12 protein-coding genes are annotated in these 15,566 nt (G+C 33.2%); 7 read left to right on the top strand and 5 right to left on the bottom strand.

Annotation, left to right across the window (positions count from 1 at the left end; genetic code table 11):
- The first annotated feature begins 62 nt into the window (after positions 1-62).
- Together JOOMADRAFT_RS04915 and JOOMADRAFT_RS20130 are read left to right on the top strand one after the other, a co-directional pair.
- Complete coding sequence (locus JOOMADRAFT_RS04915; RefSeq protein WP_008611726.1) at positions 63-257, top strand: cold-shock protein; 195 nt, start codon at positions 63-65, stop codon at positions 255-257.
- A 94-nt stretch (positions 258-351) separates the two neighbouring features.
- The gene (locus JOOMADRAFT_RS20130) at positions 352-510 is read left to right on the top strand and encodes a hypothetical protein (RefSeq protein ID WP_008611724.1); all 159 of its coding nucleotides are present in this window, start codon (positions 352-354) and stop codon (positions 508-510) included.
- 393 nt (positions 511-903) lie between these two features.
- On the opposite strand, the gene JOOMADRAFT_RS04910 is transcribed toward JOOMADRAFT_RS20130, so the two are convergent.
- Complete coding sequence (locus JOOMADRAFT_RS04910) at positions 904-1,353, bottom strand: nucleoside deaminase (protein WP_008611722.1); 450 nt, start codon at positions 1,351-1,353, stop codon at positions 904-906.
- Between the two features lie 334 nt (positions 1,354-1,687).
- On the opposite strand from JOOMADRAFT_RS04910, the gene dxs reads away from it, so the two are divergent.
- The gene (gene dxs / locus JOOMADRAFT_RS04905) at positions 1,688-3,457 is read left to right on the top strand and encodes a 1-deoxy-D-xylulose-5-phosphate synthase (protein ID WP_040879546.1); all 1,770 of its coding nucleotides are present in this window, start codon (positions 1,688-1,690) and stop codon (positions 3,455-3,457) included.
- A gap of 52 nt (positions 3,458-3,509) precedes the next feature.
- A complete protein-coding gene (locus JOOMADRAFT_RS04900; protein WP_008611720.1) occupies positions 3,510-4,538 on the top strand; it encodes a DUF3078 domain-containing protein in 1,029 nt (342 codons plus the stop codon).
- A gap of 90 nt (positions 4,539-4,628) precedes the next feature.
- Here the strand turns inward: JOOMADRAFT_RS04900 and JOOMADRAFT_RS04895 are convergent, their stop codons facing one another.
- Positions 4,629-5,969 (bottom strand): deoxyguanosinetriphosphate triphosphohydrolase, encoded by a 1,341-nt coding sequence (locus JOOMADRAFT_RS04895; RefSeq protein WP_008611713.1) that lies wholly within the window; start codon positions 5,967-5,969, stop codon positions 4,629-4,631.
- 328 nt (positions 5,970-6,297) lie between these two features.
- Here JOOMADRAFT_RS04895 and JOOMADRAFT_RS04890 point away from each other — a divergent pair, with 328 nt between their 5' ends.
- Entirely contained in the window at positions 6,298-7,500 is a 1,203-nt protein-coding gene (locus JOOMADRAFT_RS04890) for a porin (protein WP_008611712.1), read from the top strand.
- Between the two features lie 142 nt (positions 7,501-7,642).
- A complete protein-coding gene (locus JOOMADRAFT_RS04885; RefSeq protein ID WP_008611710.1) occupies positions 7,643-9,922 on the top strand; it encodes an inorganic phosphate transporter in 2,280 nt (759 codons plus the stop codon).
- Positions 9,923-10,000: 78 nt separating this feature from the next.
- Here JOOMADRAFT_RS04885 and JOOMADRAFT_RS04880 read toward each other — a convergent pair whose 3' ends face one another.
- Positions 10,001-10,843, bottom strand: coding sequence for an AraC family transcriptional regulator (locus JOOMADRAFT_RS04880; protein ID WP_008611708.1), 843 nt, complete (start codon positions 10,841-10,843; stop codon positions 10,001-10,003).
- Between the two features lie 218 nt (positions 10,844-11,061).
- Between JOOMADRAFT_RS04880 and JOOMADRAFT_RS04875 the strand changes: the two genes are divergently transcribed.
- On the top strand, positions 11,062-12,018 hold the full coding sequence (locus JOOMADRAFT_RS04875; protein WP_008611707.1) for a phytanoyl-CoA dioxygenase family protein: 957 nt from the start codon (positions 11,062-11,064) through the stop codon (positions 12,016-12,018).
- Between the two features lie 169 nt (positions 12,019-12,187).
- On the opposite strand, the gene JOOMADRAFT_RS04870 is transcribed toward JOOMADRAFT_RS04875, so the two are convergent.
- The gene (locus tag JOOMADRAFT_RS04870) at positions 12,188-12,814 is read right to left on the bottom strand and encodes an SDR family oxidoreductase (RefSeq protein ID WP_008611705.1); all 627 of its coding nucleotides are present in this window, start codon (positions 12,812-12,814) and stop codon (positions 12,188-12,190) included.
- A 295-nt stretch (positions 12,815-13,109) separates the two neighbouring features.
- Positions 13,110-15,542 carry a ribonucleoside-diphosphate reductase subunit alpha gene (locus JOOMADRAFT_RS04865; RefSeq protein WP_008611703.1) on the bottom strand — a complete coding sequence of 811 codons (2,433 nt, stop codon included), beginning with the start codon at positions 15,540-15,542 and terminating at the stop codon, positions 13,110-13,112.
- Positions 15,543-15,566: the final 24 nt, after the last annotated feature.

The raw sequence follows: 15,566 nt of genomic DNA, 5'->3' as shown, positions 1-15,566 counted from the left end.
ATTTTATTTGTCCTTTCAATTTAATTGGTACATTTGAACTTTAATTTTTATTACAATTTATAATGACTGGTACAGTAAAATTTTTCAATGAATCAAAAGGTTATGGATTCATTACCAACGACGAAACAGGTAAAGACATTTTTGTTCACGTAACTGAACTTAAAGGTGTTGAGCTTAACGAAGGTGACAAAGTAGAATACGAAGAAGAAGAAGGAAGAAAAGGTATGGTTGCTGCACACGTGCAAGTAATCGGCTAAAGATATTTTATTTTTGTAGAATTAAAGTCGTCCAAACGGACGACTTTTTTTGTTTTAATGTTTTCTTATTCATACATTCATAAAAAACTGAATAATGAAATCTACACTTTTTATAATCGGACTTCTTTGTACACTAGCAGGTTTAATAGCACTTTTTGTGTTTGCTCTAAAAATAATAGCTTATATTTTACTTGCCATCGGTTTTGTAATCGGACTTATCTATTTAGTGTATAAAAACAAAACCAACGATTAGCTTTAAAAGAGGGTATCAATTTTTTAAAAGCCATTACTCAAAATGAAACAAGTACCCCCCCTCGGAACAAACTCACGAGGCATTAGAAGGAAAAACTAAAAAAACATTTCGAGGCAAGCTTCGGAGTATTGAAATCTCGATTATCGAGTAAAATATGTAATGTTTACACTCACAATAATATTTATAGTATTAGGAGTGCTTAGTTTTTTATACTGAAAAATAGAATTATTGGAGTCTCTTTCTTGGTTACCGCTTTTAGTATTAGCATTTTTAATCTTATTCTTTTGAAGAAAAAGAAGTCTTCCTAGTAACATTCAACTAAAAATTCCTCGATACAATAGACTAATAGATAACCAATAGTTAAATGCCATCTATTAATAGTTTAAGGTTACATTAGTTCAAATTACGTTTTTCAATAAAAAAACGTTTCATCAAGCTTGACGCTTCTTGCTCCATTACACCAGAAACAACTTCAGTTTTGGGGTGTAATTTTGTTCTCATAGTTTTAAACCCACGGTTTTCGTCGGTTGCACCATAAACAATTTTACTAATCTGACTCCAATACAAAGCTCCGGCACACATTTGGCAGGGCTCCAAAGTAACATAAAGCGTACAACCCGTTAAGTATTTCCCGCCTAAAAAATTGGCAGCAGCAGTAATTGCCTGCATCTCGGCATGGGCTGTAACATCGTTTAAGGTTTCCGTAAGATTATGTGCACGAGCAATAATCCTATTATCTACCACTACCACAGCCCCAACAGGAATTTCACCACTATCAAAAGCAGCTTCCGCTTCCTGCATGGCTTTTTTCATAAAATAGGAATCGTCAAAAGGTTCTATCATAAAAACAAAGATACAATTTGAAATAAAAATATTTTTCAGCAAGAACAAGTATTTATTTCAATATTTCATATAAATATACAGTACAATCTGGACAAAGAAATAAGACCGCTTCGTTGTAAGAAAAAGAGAAAAGACTACTAAACTGAAATTACTATAAAACCTTTGCTTTATTCATTTCCTTTTTGGTGATGACTCCTTTTTAAAATAAATCCTTCAATAGAGCTTCAAATAAAAAAATCAAATTCTACTTCAGCTTATAAAAGCTTACAACTAAGGCATTGAACTTAGAGACAAATTATGCAAAATAATAATGCTTTGTTTGTATTTTTGTAAGATGAAGCAAACGCTGTTAGACAACATTACCCTACCTGAAGATCTTCGAGAATTAAACAAAGAAGAGCTTCCCCTTTTAGCAAAAGAATTGCGAGATTTTATTATTGATATTGTTGCAACAAAAGAAGGGCACTTAGGAGCGAGTTTAGGCGTGGTAGAACTTACCATTGCACTACATTATGTTTTTAACACTCCCGCAGATCAATTAATTTGGGATGTTGGTCACCAAGCCTATGGTCATAAAATTTTAACTGGTAGAAAATCAATCTTCCACACTAATAGACAATTAAATGGCATCAGCGGGTTTCCAAAGCGAGAGGAAAGCAAATACGATACTTTTGGGGTTGGACATAGCTCCACTTCCATTTCAGCAGCGCTTGGAATGGCAATGGCATCAAACCTAAAAGGCGAAACCGAAAAACAACATATTGCAGTTATTGGAGATGCTTCTATTGCTAGCGGAATGGCTTTTGAGGCACTAAATCATGCAGGCGTCAGCAATGCCAATTTGCTCATTATTTTAAATGATAATGCTATAGGAATTGACCCAAGTGTTGGTGCTCTTAAAGAATATCTTACCAATGTAAAAAAAGACCGACAGCTTGCTAAAAATAATATCATCAAAGCATTAAACTTTGATTACAGAGGTCCAATAGATGGCCATAATTTACCACGCCTTTTAAAAGAATTAGAACGTTTAAAAAAAATAAAAGGGCCAAAGTTTTTACATGTTATCACCACTAAAGGAAAAGGCTTAAAAAAAGCAGAAGAAGACCAAGTAAAATACCATGCACCAGGAAAATTTGACAAACTAACTGGCGAACTCATAATAAAACCCAACGTTAAACAGCCTCCAAAATATCAAGACGTATTTGGAAGCACCATTATAGAGCTTGCAAAAGAGAATGAGAAAATTGTTGGAATTACTCCTGCTATGCCTACTGGAAGCTCTTTAAAATACATGATGGAACAATTTCCAGAAAGAGCCTTTGATGTTGGAATTGCAGAACAACACGCAGTTACCCTAGCTGCTGGAATGGCAACCCAAGGTTTAATTCCTTTTTGCAATATTTACTCAACCTTTCTACAACGCGCATATGACCAAGTTGTACATGATGTAGCTCTGCAAAAACTCCCTGTAATTTTTTGTTTGGATCGAGCTGGACTGGTGGGAGAAGACGGAGCAACACACCATGGTGTTTTTGATATTGCATATTTAAGATGCATTCCAAATCTCATCATCTTCGCACCCCGAAATGAGGTTGAACTTCGCAACATAATGTATACCGCTCAATTGGGATTGGACTTTCCAATAGCCATAAGGTATCCACGCGGTAGGGGTGTTACCTTAGATTGGAAACAACCATTTACAAAAATTGAGATTGGAAAAGGTGTTTTACTAAAAGAAGGAAGTGAAATTGCCGTTATTAGCATAGGTAATATGGCTAAAAATGTAACAAAAGCGATTGAAAGCACAGAAACCGATAAAATTGCTCATTACGATTTAAGGTTTATTGCACCCTTAGATAAGGAAATGCTGCATCAAATTTTCACCAAATATAAAACCATCATTACCGTTGAAGATGGGGTGTTAAAAGGTGGGATGGGAAGCGCCATAGCCGAATTTACTATTATTAATAATTACACAAAAAAGATTAAATTCTTAGGAGTTCCCGAACAATTTATTGAGCAAGGAACCGTTGAAGAACTACAGCAAATTGCAGGTATAGATCCTGAGAGTATTGCATATCAAATTAATAAATTTTTATAAGATAGCTTTTTTTACCATTTTTGTACAACCTAACTAATATTCAAGTTTTAAAATGAGAATTTCTTTCATTCTCTTCTTTTTCATGTTCTTAACGTTGGCTCAAGCACAAGATGACGACCAACATGTTTATACCAATTCAAGAACTAAAGAAGTTTTTATTATTTCTGGAAAGGACACCGTTAATTTATCCAAAATTATAAAAGAATATAAGCCGCTACCTCCAAGATGGAAGCGCATTAATAAAATAGGTGTTAATATTAGCGAAATTGCTTTTGTAAACTGGAGTGCCGGGGGAAACAATTCTATTAGCGGTTTGGGAAATGCTCAATTCGAAAGAAATTATAAGCATGAAAAAGTACAGTGGAATAACGAAATGATTATGCGTTATGGTTTGAATGTACAAGAAGGTCAAAAAATACGTAAAACAGAAGATGCTTTTGCAATAAATTCCACCTTAGGCTTTAGAATGGAAGATTTATCAAGCTGGTATTTCTCTGCCAAAGCAAACTTTAACACTCAATTTTCCAACGGTTATAAATATCCAAATACCGATGACCCAATTTCAGGATTTATGGCACCGGGGTATTTCCTCTTCGGTTTTGGTAGTGAATTTTCTCCTGAAAATAAAGATTTTAAATTATACATCTCTCCAATAACTCAAAAATCAACTATTGTATTGGATCAAGATTTAGCCGACCAAGGAGCATTTGGTGTTGACAAAGCAATTTACGACGCTAACGGAGTAAAAATAAAAGATGGTAAAAATATAGTTACAGAATTAGGTTTTTTAATAACCAACTCCTATCAAACTAAAATTTACGAAGACATGTTTCTCTCTAATAGATTAACATTATATAGCGATTATTTGAACAGCTTCGGAAATATAGATATTAACTGGTTAATAGACGTAGAATTTAAAGTAAACGACTATGTGGTGGCAAATATAGGCACCCAACTTATTTACGATAACGATATTAAGTTTGAAGAAATTGAAAATCCAAATACAAGTGAAAAAATTACTTATGGCCCCCGAATTCAATTTAAACAATCGTTGGGCGTAGGAGTTATTTATAATTTTTAATTCCTCATAGATAGAGGATTTTAATTTCTCAAAGCACGCGCTCTGATTATGTATGTAGATAAGTTCTACATTGAGGTAAATAAGCTACAACTAAACCAAGTTTCCATTTATTTTATTAAAAATCAAAAGTGCATTTCCATCTGTTAAGCCAGCAACAAATTGCGTAACAGAAAGTAAAGACTCATAGCCTCCCGTAGTTATTTTATACTTTTCAGGAAGTAAATTCAATATAAGTTTATCATAATTGGTAGCACAATCCTCTCTTGTTCTCATAACAGCCCCGCAAAAAACATCTAAAAGCTGATTTATAATTTTATATCCTACTATTTCTTTCTGAAGCACTTCATTACTTCGATATATATTTTCCACACTTAAACTAATTATATCTTCTATTTGCGCTTTATATTTAGATTTTTCTAGTAGTGAAACATGAAAGTCTCCTTTTAAAATAGCATCTTCATTTTCAATAAAGACCCTAGTTGCATCGGCAATTAATGTATTAATAGAAAGTGCTCTTAAATAACCAAGTCTATCTTCTTTTGTAGTAAGAGAATGGTATTTATCGGTATTAATAGAATCTTTAACAAGTTTTATAAGATATTCCAACGCATATTCTTCTTGGATTAACCCTAGATTTATTCCGTCTTCAAAATCTATAATAGTATAACAAATATCGTCTGCAGCTTCTACTAAAAATGTTAATGGATGCCGAGCATAGGATAACTCTTCTCCAGTTCTAGTTTGTAAAAGTCCTAATTCATTTGCTACATCTTCAAAAACAGGCCTCTCAGATTGAAAAAATCCAAACTTTTTATCCGCTATTTTACCAGTTGGTTTCTTTGGAAGGGATTGTTTAGGGTATTTCATGAAAGCTCCAAGAGTAGCATAACTTAATCGTAAACCACCGATAATTCCTTTACGAGTTTCAGTTAAAATTTTAAATCCATTAGCATTACCTTCAAAATCTATCAAGTCCTGATACTCTTTATCGGTTAATTGCGATTTGTATTTTTCTCCTTTTCCATTCTTAAAATACTCCCCAATAGCCTTTTCTCCACTATGTCCAAAAGGAGGATTCCCAATATCATGAGAAAGCGCGGCAGCGGCAACAATTGCCCCAAAATCGTTAAACTTGTACCCATGCACCTCTGCCAAATAAGGATGTTTTTCTAAAATTGCCTTCCCTACTGCTCTTCCTAAACTTCTCCCTACCACAGATACTTCCAAACTATGGGTAAGTCTAGTATGCACAAAGTCTGTTTTAGAAAGCGGAATTACCTGCGTTTTATCTTGTAAACTTCTAAAAGCAGAAGAAAATATAATTCTGTCATAATCAACTTCAAACCCCAAACGGGTTTCATCTTGTTCTTTTCGAAGTCTTTTATGCGTGTCGTTAAACCTTTTAAGCGAGAGTAATTGTTCCCAATTCATACTACAAATTTAGACTTGCAAGATACTGTAGAGAATGGTTAAAAAAAGAAACTTTTTAAAAATAATAACTCTAATATCAGCTAAAATTAATACTAACTTAATTATTTATTTACATTGTATTCAACCTAAAAATTGATTTTTGCAGTATTGTTTAAACATATAGATATTTCATTAGCTTTTAGTTTTTGTCGACTTAGTTACCGAAATATGCGAGGCTGTCTGAAAAGGCAGCCTTTTTTTTGTATATTATTCTTAATTATATAATATTCAGGAAACAATTTCTTAACATTACAATCTGTTCTTTGCAGCGACAAAAACTAAGAAGGAAATGAAATATTTATTAACAGCGTTATTGCTGTTTGGTTTCTCATGCAGTCTATTGAATGCACAAGAAATCAAAGCACCACGCTTTGGTAAAGGAATTTTAAATATCGTTGGAAAAGACAGCACATGGGGTATGAAATTCGCTACTAGAATGCAGTTGCTAGGCACCGCTACATGGAACGAAGCGAATGGTGAGATAAACAATTCTGAAACCAATTTTTTAATTCGTAGAGCCCGTTTAAAATTTGACGGCTTCATTCTCAGTAAAAAACTTACGTACAAAATTGAAATCGGTTTATCCAACAGGGATATTTCTGGCGGTTCTATTTACACTAATAACACGCCTAGATACATATACGATGCCTTAATTAAATGGAATTTTTATAAAAACTTTAGCCTTTGGGCTGGACAAACAAAGCTTCCTGGAAACGTAGAGCGTGTAATCTCTTCTGGGAATCTTCAATTTGTAGATCGTTCTCTTCTAAATGCTCAGTTCAATATTGACAGAGACATTGGAGCACAACTAAGACACTTTTGGTACGCTACTCCTAATTTTTTAATAAGAGAGAGCTTTGCATTTTCTCAAGGAGAAGGAAGAAATGTAACCGTAGGAAATAAAGGAGGCTATCAATACACTAGTCGACTTGAATTACTTCCTTTTGGAGCCTTTAAAGGTAATAACGAATACCAAGGCTCAGCCTTAAAAAGAGAAGAAAAACCAAAACTTATGGTTGCCGCCACCTACGATTTTAATGATGATGCTATAAAAACACGTAGTAATATGGGGACTTTTATGCAAAATGATGTTGGAGAATATCAAACAGATATTTCTACACTATTTGTAGATGTTGTTTTTAAATATAATGGTTTTTCTTTTATGGGAGAATATGCCGATAGAAATGCCGATGACCCTATTGCAAAAAATTCTGACGGAAGTTTAACAGGAGACATTGTAGCTGTAGGAAATGGCTTAAATTTACAAACTGGATATTTATTTAAAAATAACTGGGAAGTAAGTACCCGTTATACTAATATAGATCTAGACAGATCGTTAACTTTAAAAAGCACAGAAAACCAATATACATTAGGAATTTCAAAATACATTGTTGGTCATAAACTAAAAGTTCAAACAGATTTTAGCTATTTATCAATAGTTGAAGATAGCAATCAGCTTCTAGCTAGACTACAAATTGAGGTTCATTTTTAAAATAGTAAACTGCCTTGGGGCATTTAAATCTCGATTATCGAGTAAAAATATTTGATACTTAGTATCAAGACAATAGACTACTTGCTTGTAAAAAACTGAATGGTAAGTAGTTATATAAATAAGAATAATTATATTTGATGTTATGGAGAATATCTACTTATTAATGATTGTAGCTTTGGCAATTCTTGCTATAGCCGACCTTGTTGTAGGAGTTAGCAACGATGCCGTTAACTTCTTAAATTCTGCAATAGGTTCTAAAGCAATTTCGTTTAAATCTATAATGATAATTGCCAGTTTAGGAATTTTTATCGGAGCTGTTTTTTCTAGCGGAATGATGGAAGTTGCCCGTAAAGGGATCTTTATTCCTAAAGAATTTATGTTTAATGAGATCATGATTATTTTCATGGCTGTAATGATTACAGATATTCTATTACTCGACTTTTTCAATACTTTAGGAATGCCAACTTCTACAACAGTTTCTATTGTTTTTGAATTATTAGGAGCCGCAGTAGCAGTAGCATTAATAAAAATTGGCGCATCAGACACCGAAACACTAGCCGATTTATCAAAATACATAAACTCAGATCAAGCTCTTGTAATTATCTCTGGGATTTTACTCTCCGTAGTTATTGCTTTTACAGTTGGTGCAATTGTTCAGTTTATATCCAGACTTATATTTTCTTTTCATTATGAAAAAAAGATGAAGCATTTTGGAGCTCTTTTCGGTGGATTCGCTTTAACAGGAATTACCTATTTCATTTTTATGAAAGGACTAAAAGGAACTCCTTATTACAGTAACATTAAAGAAATTACAGAAGGAAATGAGATTTTTGTTCTAATAGGAAGTTTTATCTTCTGGACATTATTCTCACAGTTATACATGAAAATCTTCAAAAGAAACATCCTCATTATAGTAATAGCAATGGGGACTTTTGGACTTGCATTGGCTTTTTCTGGTAACGATTTGGTAAACTTTATTGGGGTTCCAATGGCAGCTTATCACTCTTATGAAGCTTGGTCGGTTTCTGGCGTTGCTCCAGATCAATTTGCCATGGGTTCTCTTGCAGAAAAAGTACCAACAGAACCACTATTACTTTTTATAGCAGGAGGAATAATGGTGTTGACACTATGGTTTTCTAAAAAAGCTAGATCTGTTGCTGAAACAGAAATTAGACTTTCTAGACAGAACGAAGGAAAAGAGAAATTTCAGCCTAATTTATTATCTAGATGGGTTGTTAGAGCTTCTACAAAAACTAGTCAAGGCATCAACTTATTATTACCAAAAGAAACGCAACGCAAACTAAATGCCCAATTTGAAAAACCAGCAGTAGAAACTGGTAAAGATAAAAACCACGAAGCTCCTGCCTTCGATTTAATTAGAGCTTCGGTAAACTTAATGATTGCTGGTATTTTAATTTCTATTGCCACTTCAATGAAATTACCTTTGTCTACAACTTATGTAACTTTTATGGTTGCAATGGGGTCTTCTTTGGCAGATAGAGCTTGGGGGCGTGAAAGTGCAGTTTACCGTGTAGCTGGAGTTTTTAATGTTATTGGTGGATGGTTTTTTACAGCCTTTTCTGCATTTATTGCAGCGGCTACTATGGCATACTTAATATACATTGGTGGGCCAGCAGCAATTGCTATTTTATTATTCTTCGCAATTGTTCTTTTAGTAAGAAATTATATTAACTACAAAAAGAAATCTAGCGGAATAAAAGAAGAAGACAGCCTAAATAGAGCAGAAAGCAGCTCTATCCAAGGGGTTATTGAGGAAAGTGCAGACAACATTGGAGCGGTAGCTAATAGATCTTATAAAATTTATACAGATGCTATTACTGGTCTCTCAAAAGAAGATTTAAAACAGCTCAAAAAATCTAAGAAAGGAAATGATAAACTAACTTCTGAGATTGATGAATTGCAAGAAAGTGTATTCTATTTTATTAAAAATTTAGATGAATCTAGCGTTGGTGCTAGTCATTTTTACATTAATGTTTTAGGCTATCTTCAAGACATGGCTCAATCTTTAGAGTACATAGGAAAATCGTCTTACAAACACGTAAATAACAATCATAAAAAGCTAAAGTTTAATCAAACTCGAGAATTATTAGACCTTCAGAATGATATTCAGTCTTTATTTAAAAACATCAAAAAGACCTTTGATGCACGTACTTTTGACGATATTAGCTCTATTCTTAAAGAAAAAGAAGGTTTATTAAAAAGTGTGAGTAAGAAAATTGAAAAACAAATTTCTAGAACTCGTACGGAAGAATCGAGTCCAAAAAACACTTCGCTTTATTTCAGTTTATTAACAGAGACTAAAGACCTTGTAGTAGCTACTATGAATCTTTTAGAGCTTTATAATGATCAATATGATAGCTCGGTTCCTAAAGCTGAAATTATTACCGAAGAAGAGAAATAACATTTCTAAAACATACTATTTTAAAAATTGGGTAGCTTTGCTATCCAATTTTTTTTGCCTAGAATTAATATAAACATTCTACTTATGAAGCTGATTTATAAAATGACTAGGATTTTCTTGAGTTACTTTCTTAAAAATTCTGTTGAAGTAAGACAAACTTTCAAAACCACTTTCAAAACAAGCTTCCGAAACATTCTTACCACTCATCATAATCGTTTTTGCCTTACTAATACGGTATTGATTTAAAAAAGTGATGAAAGAATTTCCTGTAACCTTTTTAAAATACCTACAAAAAGCTTCATTACTTAAATTGCATAAGTTGGCCACTGTATTAATTGTTATTTTGCTATGGTAATGTTGTTCTGTATATTGATAGATAAGTTGCAATCTTTTTTGTTCCTTTAAACTGAACTGATTGATAAAAGGTTTTTCATGAAGCAGTTTAAAATCAGAATTAGCAATTATTTCAAATATTTTTAATACTTCCAGATACCTATCAAAAGCATTAAGATTCCCTAATTTTTTAATTTTTTTTCCTACCAGAACCTTGATAGATTCAGGAAAAGAAAGCCCATGCTGTCCCTTCTGGAACATCTTTAAAATAAGAAAAAGCTCTGGAGTTTTCTCTAATACATTGACTACAAAATCTGGATGAATATGCAATACAATATTGTTGTAGGGTGTTTTTACTCCATAATCAAAATTAAGATGTGGAATAGTACTCCCAATAAAAACCAAATCACTTTCCTTGTATTTTGAAATATGATTTCCTACATGTCTTGTTCCAGAAGCATTATCAATATAAACCAATTCATATTCTGGATGAAAATGCCATAAAAAAGTATCACTTAAATAATCATTCCTTAGTAAATTAAAGGAACTATTAAAATTAGGCTGAATACTTTCAAGCTGAGTTTTCATTTATTTGGTTTTATATGAATGTAGACATGATATAGCAATTCTTCAAATATGTACTCAATTGTTCTAAATTGATTAAAATGATAGTTTACTCATTAAAATTATCAAAATACTTCAAATATATGCTAAAATTGATAAATTAATAAAAACACATCTATTTTAATTTTGTTTCAAGTAAATAGCTTGAAAAATAAATATTAAACAATTAAAATAGCACAAAAATGAGAAAAATTAAAAATGACCATCAAGATATTCCTGGAAACCCTTCGATGTCCAAAAGTAGCGTACATCAGTTAAGAGAAAATGCATCAGAAAACACATTGCGAGTACTTACCATGGAACAATGGGAATTTTGGAAACACAACGGCTATGTGGTAATTAAAAATGCAGTATCAAAAAAACAAGCAACTGAAACTGCTGATTTTTTATGGGAATTTGAAAGTAAAAACCCTAATAATAGTAAAACTTGGTATGCACAAGCGTATACCGAAATGAAGATGAAAGAACTTACAGGTACTGGAATGATAGAAGTATATAACAACCAGCATTTATGGAATAATAGACAAACTCAAAAAGTATATGATGCTTTTGTAGATGTATGGGGAATAGAAAAACTATGGGTAACTATTGACAGAGCAAATTTAAATTTTCCGTTAAAACCAGGGTTTGAATATAAAGGATTTATACATTGGGATTATGATCCAGAAACAAAGCCCCAAAACGTACAAGGTGTTTTAGCTTTAGCAGATCAAACAGACCCAAACATGGGCGGTTTTCAATGCATTCCGTGGTTGTATAAAAATTACAACACCTGGAAACTTACACAGCCAGAAGATAGAGATCATTTTAAACCAGATGTGAGTAATCTACAGGATAAAATTGTTAAAGTACCAATGGAAGCTGGAGATTTACTTATTTTTAATAGTAGTGAACCTCATGGAATACGCCCAAACAACTCAGACAAAGTAAGAATAGCTCAGTACATTTCCATGATGCCTGCGGAAGAAAACAATAGCGAATTAAAAGAATGGCGTATTAATTCTTGGAGAAATAAAACAGCTCCCGAGGGATATGCCTTTCCTGGAGATCCACATAAACGGGAACAGAATTATCCTACGGCTGAACTTACCGAATTAGGTGAAAAACTTTTAGGATTAAAAAAATGGGAGCGTAAATAGCAAAACACTAACGCCAATTTATAAACGTAAAATTTTACTTCTATAAAAAAAGTAGCTATCTAAAAAGTAATTTGAACTTGTCAAACTGAGCTTGGATACTTTTTAGATAGCTACTTTTTTTTTTGTAATTCACTATTCAAAACAATAATAGAGCTAACTCTCTAAAATCTTAAAATTTATCTATTGCTTCTGCAATTAAAGTATCCCCTTCAATAATTTCAAACACTGCATTGTTTGCTGCATTATCGTGTAACACCCGTACTAATGTTTGAGCCACATCTGCTCTACTTATTTCGCCTCTTTTATTAAGATTCCTTTTTAATGCTATACTGCCAATTCCTGCATCATTTTTTAAAGTTCCAGGTCTAACAATTGTATAATTTAGGCCGCTTTCTTTTAAATGACTATCGGCTTTTTGCTTTGCTACTAAGTAATCTTTTAACTGAGCAATTGATTCTGGATTATCCACTCCCATAGAACTTAACATCACAAACTTTTTAACTGCTGCTACTTTAGATACATCAATTAATCTCTTTGCACCTTCTTGATCTACTTCTACAACCTTTTTTCCACCCGATCCTGCAGCAAAAATAACTTTATCTACATCTTTTACTGCATGCGCTAGATCCTCTTCCAAATCGCCTAAAATGGTTTTTACACCTTTCTCTTGAAATTGTTTTAGCTGTTCTTCTTTCCGAACCATCGCAATTGGCGAGAAATATTGAGATTCATTTAAAAGTTCTACTACTATTTTTCCTGTGGTACCATTGGCACCCGCTACTAATACATTTTCCATTTCATTAAGATAAGATATCTAAAAAATTCGTCCAAAATATTAATATTGATTAACGTAAGTTTTAGAGTATTTTAATAGTCAGAAAGCAATTCCGTTCTAAATAAGTTTTCTGTTTAATTTTTGTTTTCGTGAATCTCCTTTGTCGATTTTCATTGATAAAAATCGAACTAAAAAAATTTCATCGTAAGCATTGAAGCACTTAAACCTCAATTATCGAGGAAAATTATCTGTATAAAAATCAAAAAGGGAAGCTGGTAATTACCAACTTCCCTTTTATCAATATAAATGAAAAGATCTAAGATCCACACATTAAACAATCGTCGTCTTCAGCATCTCTCGATTTTGCCAACATTTCTTTTAATTCTTGTGGCGATAACGGTTCTACTGCTACAGGCGCTGCTTTTCCAGCTACAGATGCCTTAACCTCGGCCGCTTCTGCTGGTACTTTTTCCGTTTTCTTAGTATTATCCAAAGTAAACTTAATAGCATCTACTGCCGATTTAGTTCTTAAATAATACATTCCCGTTTTAAGTCCGCTTTTCCATGCATAAAAATGCATTGAAGTAAGTTTGGCGTAATTTGCCCCTTCCATAAACAGGTTAAGAGATTGCGACTGGTCGATAAAGTATCCTCTGTGTCGAGACATATCGATAATATCTTTCATACTTAACTCCCAAACCGTTTTATATAAATCTCTAATGTCCTGCGGAATGGTTTCAATATGTTGAATAGAACCATTAGCACGCATTAATTCTTGCTTCAATTCTTCGGTCCATAATCCTAAATCAACCAAATCTTCTAACAAATGTTTATTTACAACTATAAACTCCCCAGAAAGTACTCTTCTGGTATAAATATTAGAGGTATATGGCTCAAAACATTCGTTGTTTCCTAGAATTTGAGAAGTTGAAGCTGTAGGCATTGGCGCTACTAAAAGTGAGTTTCTAACTCCGTTTTTCTTAACTTCTTTTCTCAATTTATCCCAATCCCAGTTTCCAGAAAGTTCGTCGTCTTTGATTCCCCATAAGTTGTGTTGAAAATCTCCTTGAGAAATAGGCGATCCTTTATAAGTTTCATAAGGACCTTCTTCTTTTGCCATTTCCATAGAAGCAGTAACGGCAGCAAAATAAAGAGTTTCAAAAATATCTTGATTTAGCTTTTTAGCTTCATCAGAAGTAAAAGGCATACGCAGTTTTATAAAAGTATCTGCCAATCCTTGAACTCCTAAACCAATTGGACGATGACGAAAATTTGAATTACGCGCCTCTTCTACAGGGTAATAATTTCTATCGATAACTCGGTTTAAGTTTCTAGTTACCCGCTTAGTTACTTTATATAATTCTTTGTGGTCAAATTCATTTCCTTTAACAAACATTGGTAACGCAATAGAAGCCAAGTTACAAACTGCAACCTCATCTGGAGATGTATACTCCATAATTTCGGTACAAAGGTTAGAAGAACGAATTGTACCTAGATTCTTTTGGTTTGATTTTCTGTTGGCAGCATCCTTATAAAGCATATAAGGCGTACCTGTTTCAATTTGAGATTCTAATATTTTCTCCCAAAGTTCTCTTGCCTTAATTGTTTTTCTTCCTTTCCCCTCTGCTTCATATTTTAAATATAAGGCATCAAATTCATCACTATGCACATCGCAAAGTCCCGGGCATTCGTTCGGACACATAAGTGTCCACTCCCCATTTTCTTCTACACGTTTCATGAATAAATCTGGCATCCACATGGCATAAAAAAGATCGCGAGCACGCATTTCTTCTTTTCCATGGTTCTTTTTTAGGTCTAAGAAATCAAAAATATCGGCATGCCAAGGTTCTATATAAACTGCAAACGATCCTTTACGCTTTCCTCCTCCTTGATCTACATAACGAGCTGTATCATTAAAAACTTTTAACATAGGTACAATTCCGTTAGAAGTACCATTAGTTCCAGCAATATAACTTCCTGTAGCGCGGATATTATGAATAGATAAGCCAATACCGCCGGCAGATTGAGATATTTTAGCAGTTTGTTTTAAAGTATCGTAAATCCCATCAATACTATCTTCTTTGGTAGTAATTAAAAAGCAAGAAGACATTTGCGGTTTTGGGGTTCCAGAGTTAAATAAAGTGGGGGTAGCGTGTGTAAAATATTTTTTAGACATTAACTCGTATGTTTCAAGTACACTGTCTAAATCGTCTAAATGAATTCCAACAGAAACACGCATCAACATATGTTGCGGACGCTCTGCAATTTTTCCGTTTAGCTTTAGAAGGTAAGAACGCTCTAATGTTTTAAATCCGAAATAATCATACCCAAAATCACGATTATAAATAATTAGCGAATCTAATTTATCTGCATTTTTCTGAATCACTTCATAAACCTCATCAGAAAGTAGTGGCGCCGCTTTTCCTGTTCTTGGATTTACGTAATTATAAAGATCGGCCATTGTTTCTGAGAACGATTTCTTAGTGTTTTTATGAAGATTAGACACCGAAATTCTAGCTGCTAAACGCGCATAATCTGGATGCGTGGTTGTCATAGTAGCCGCTATTTCTGCTGCCAAATTATCAAGCTCTGAAGTAGTTACTCCATCATAAAGCCCTTCAATAACTCTCATGGCAACTTTAACTGGATCTACCAATTCGTTTAACCCATAGCAAAGTTTACGAACTCGTGCCGTAATCTTATCGAACATTATAGGTTCTCTTCTACCGTCTCTTTTAATTACATACATACGCTACAAAATTTTAAAGTTAAA

Origin of the sequence: Galbibacter orientalis DSM 19592 (assembly GCF_000260115.1) — a bacterium.
GTDB lineage: Bacteria > Bacteroidota > Bacteroidia > Flavobacteriales > Flavobacteriaceae > Galbibacter > Galbibacter orientalis.
This window is presented reverse-complemented; position numbering and strand designations above follow the sequence as displayed.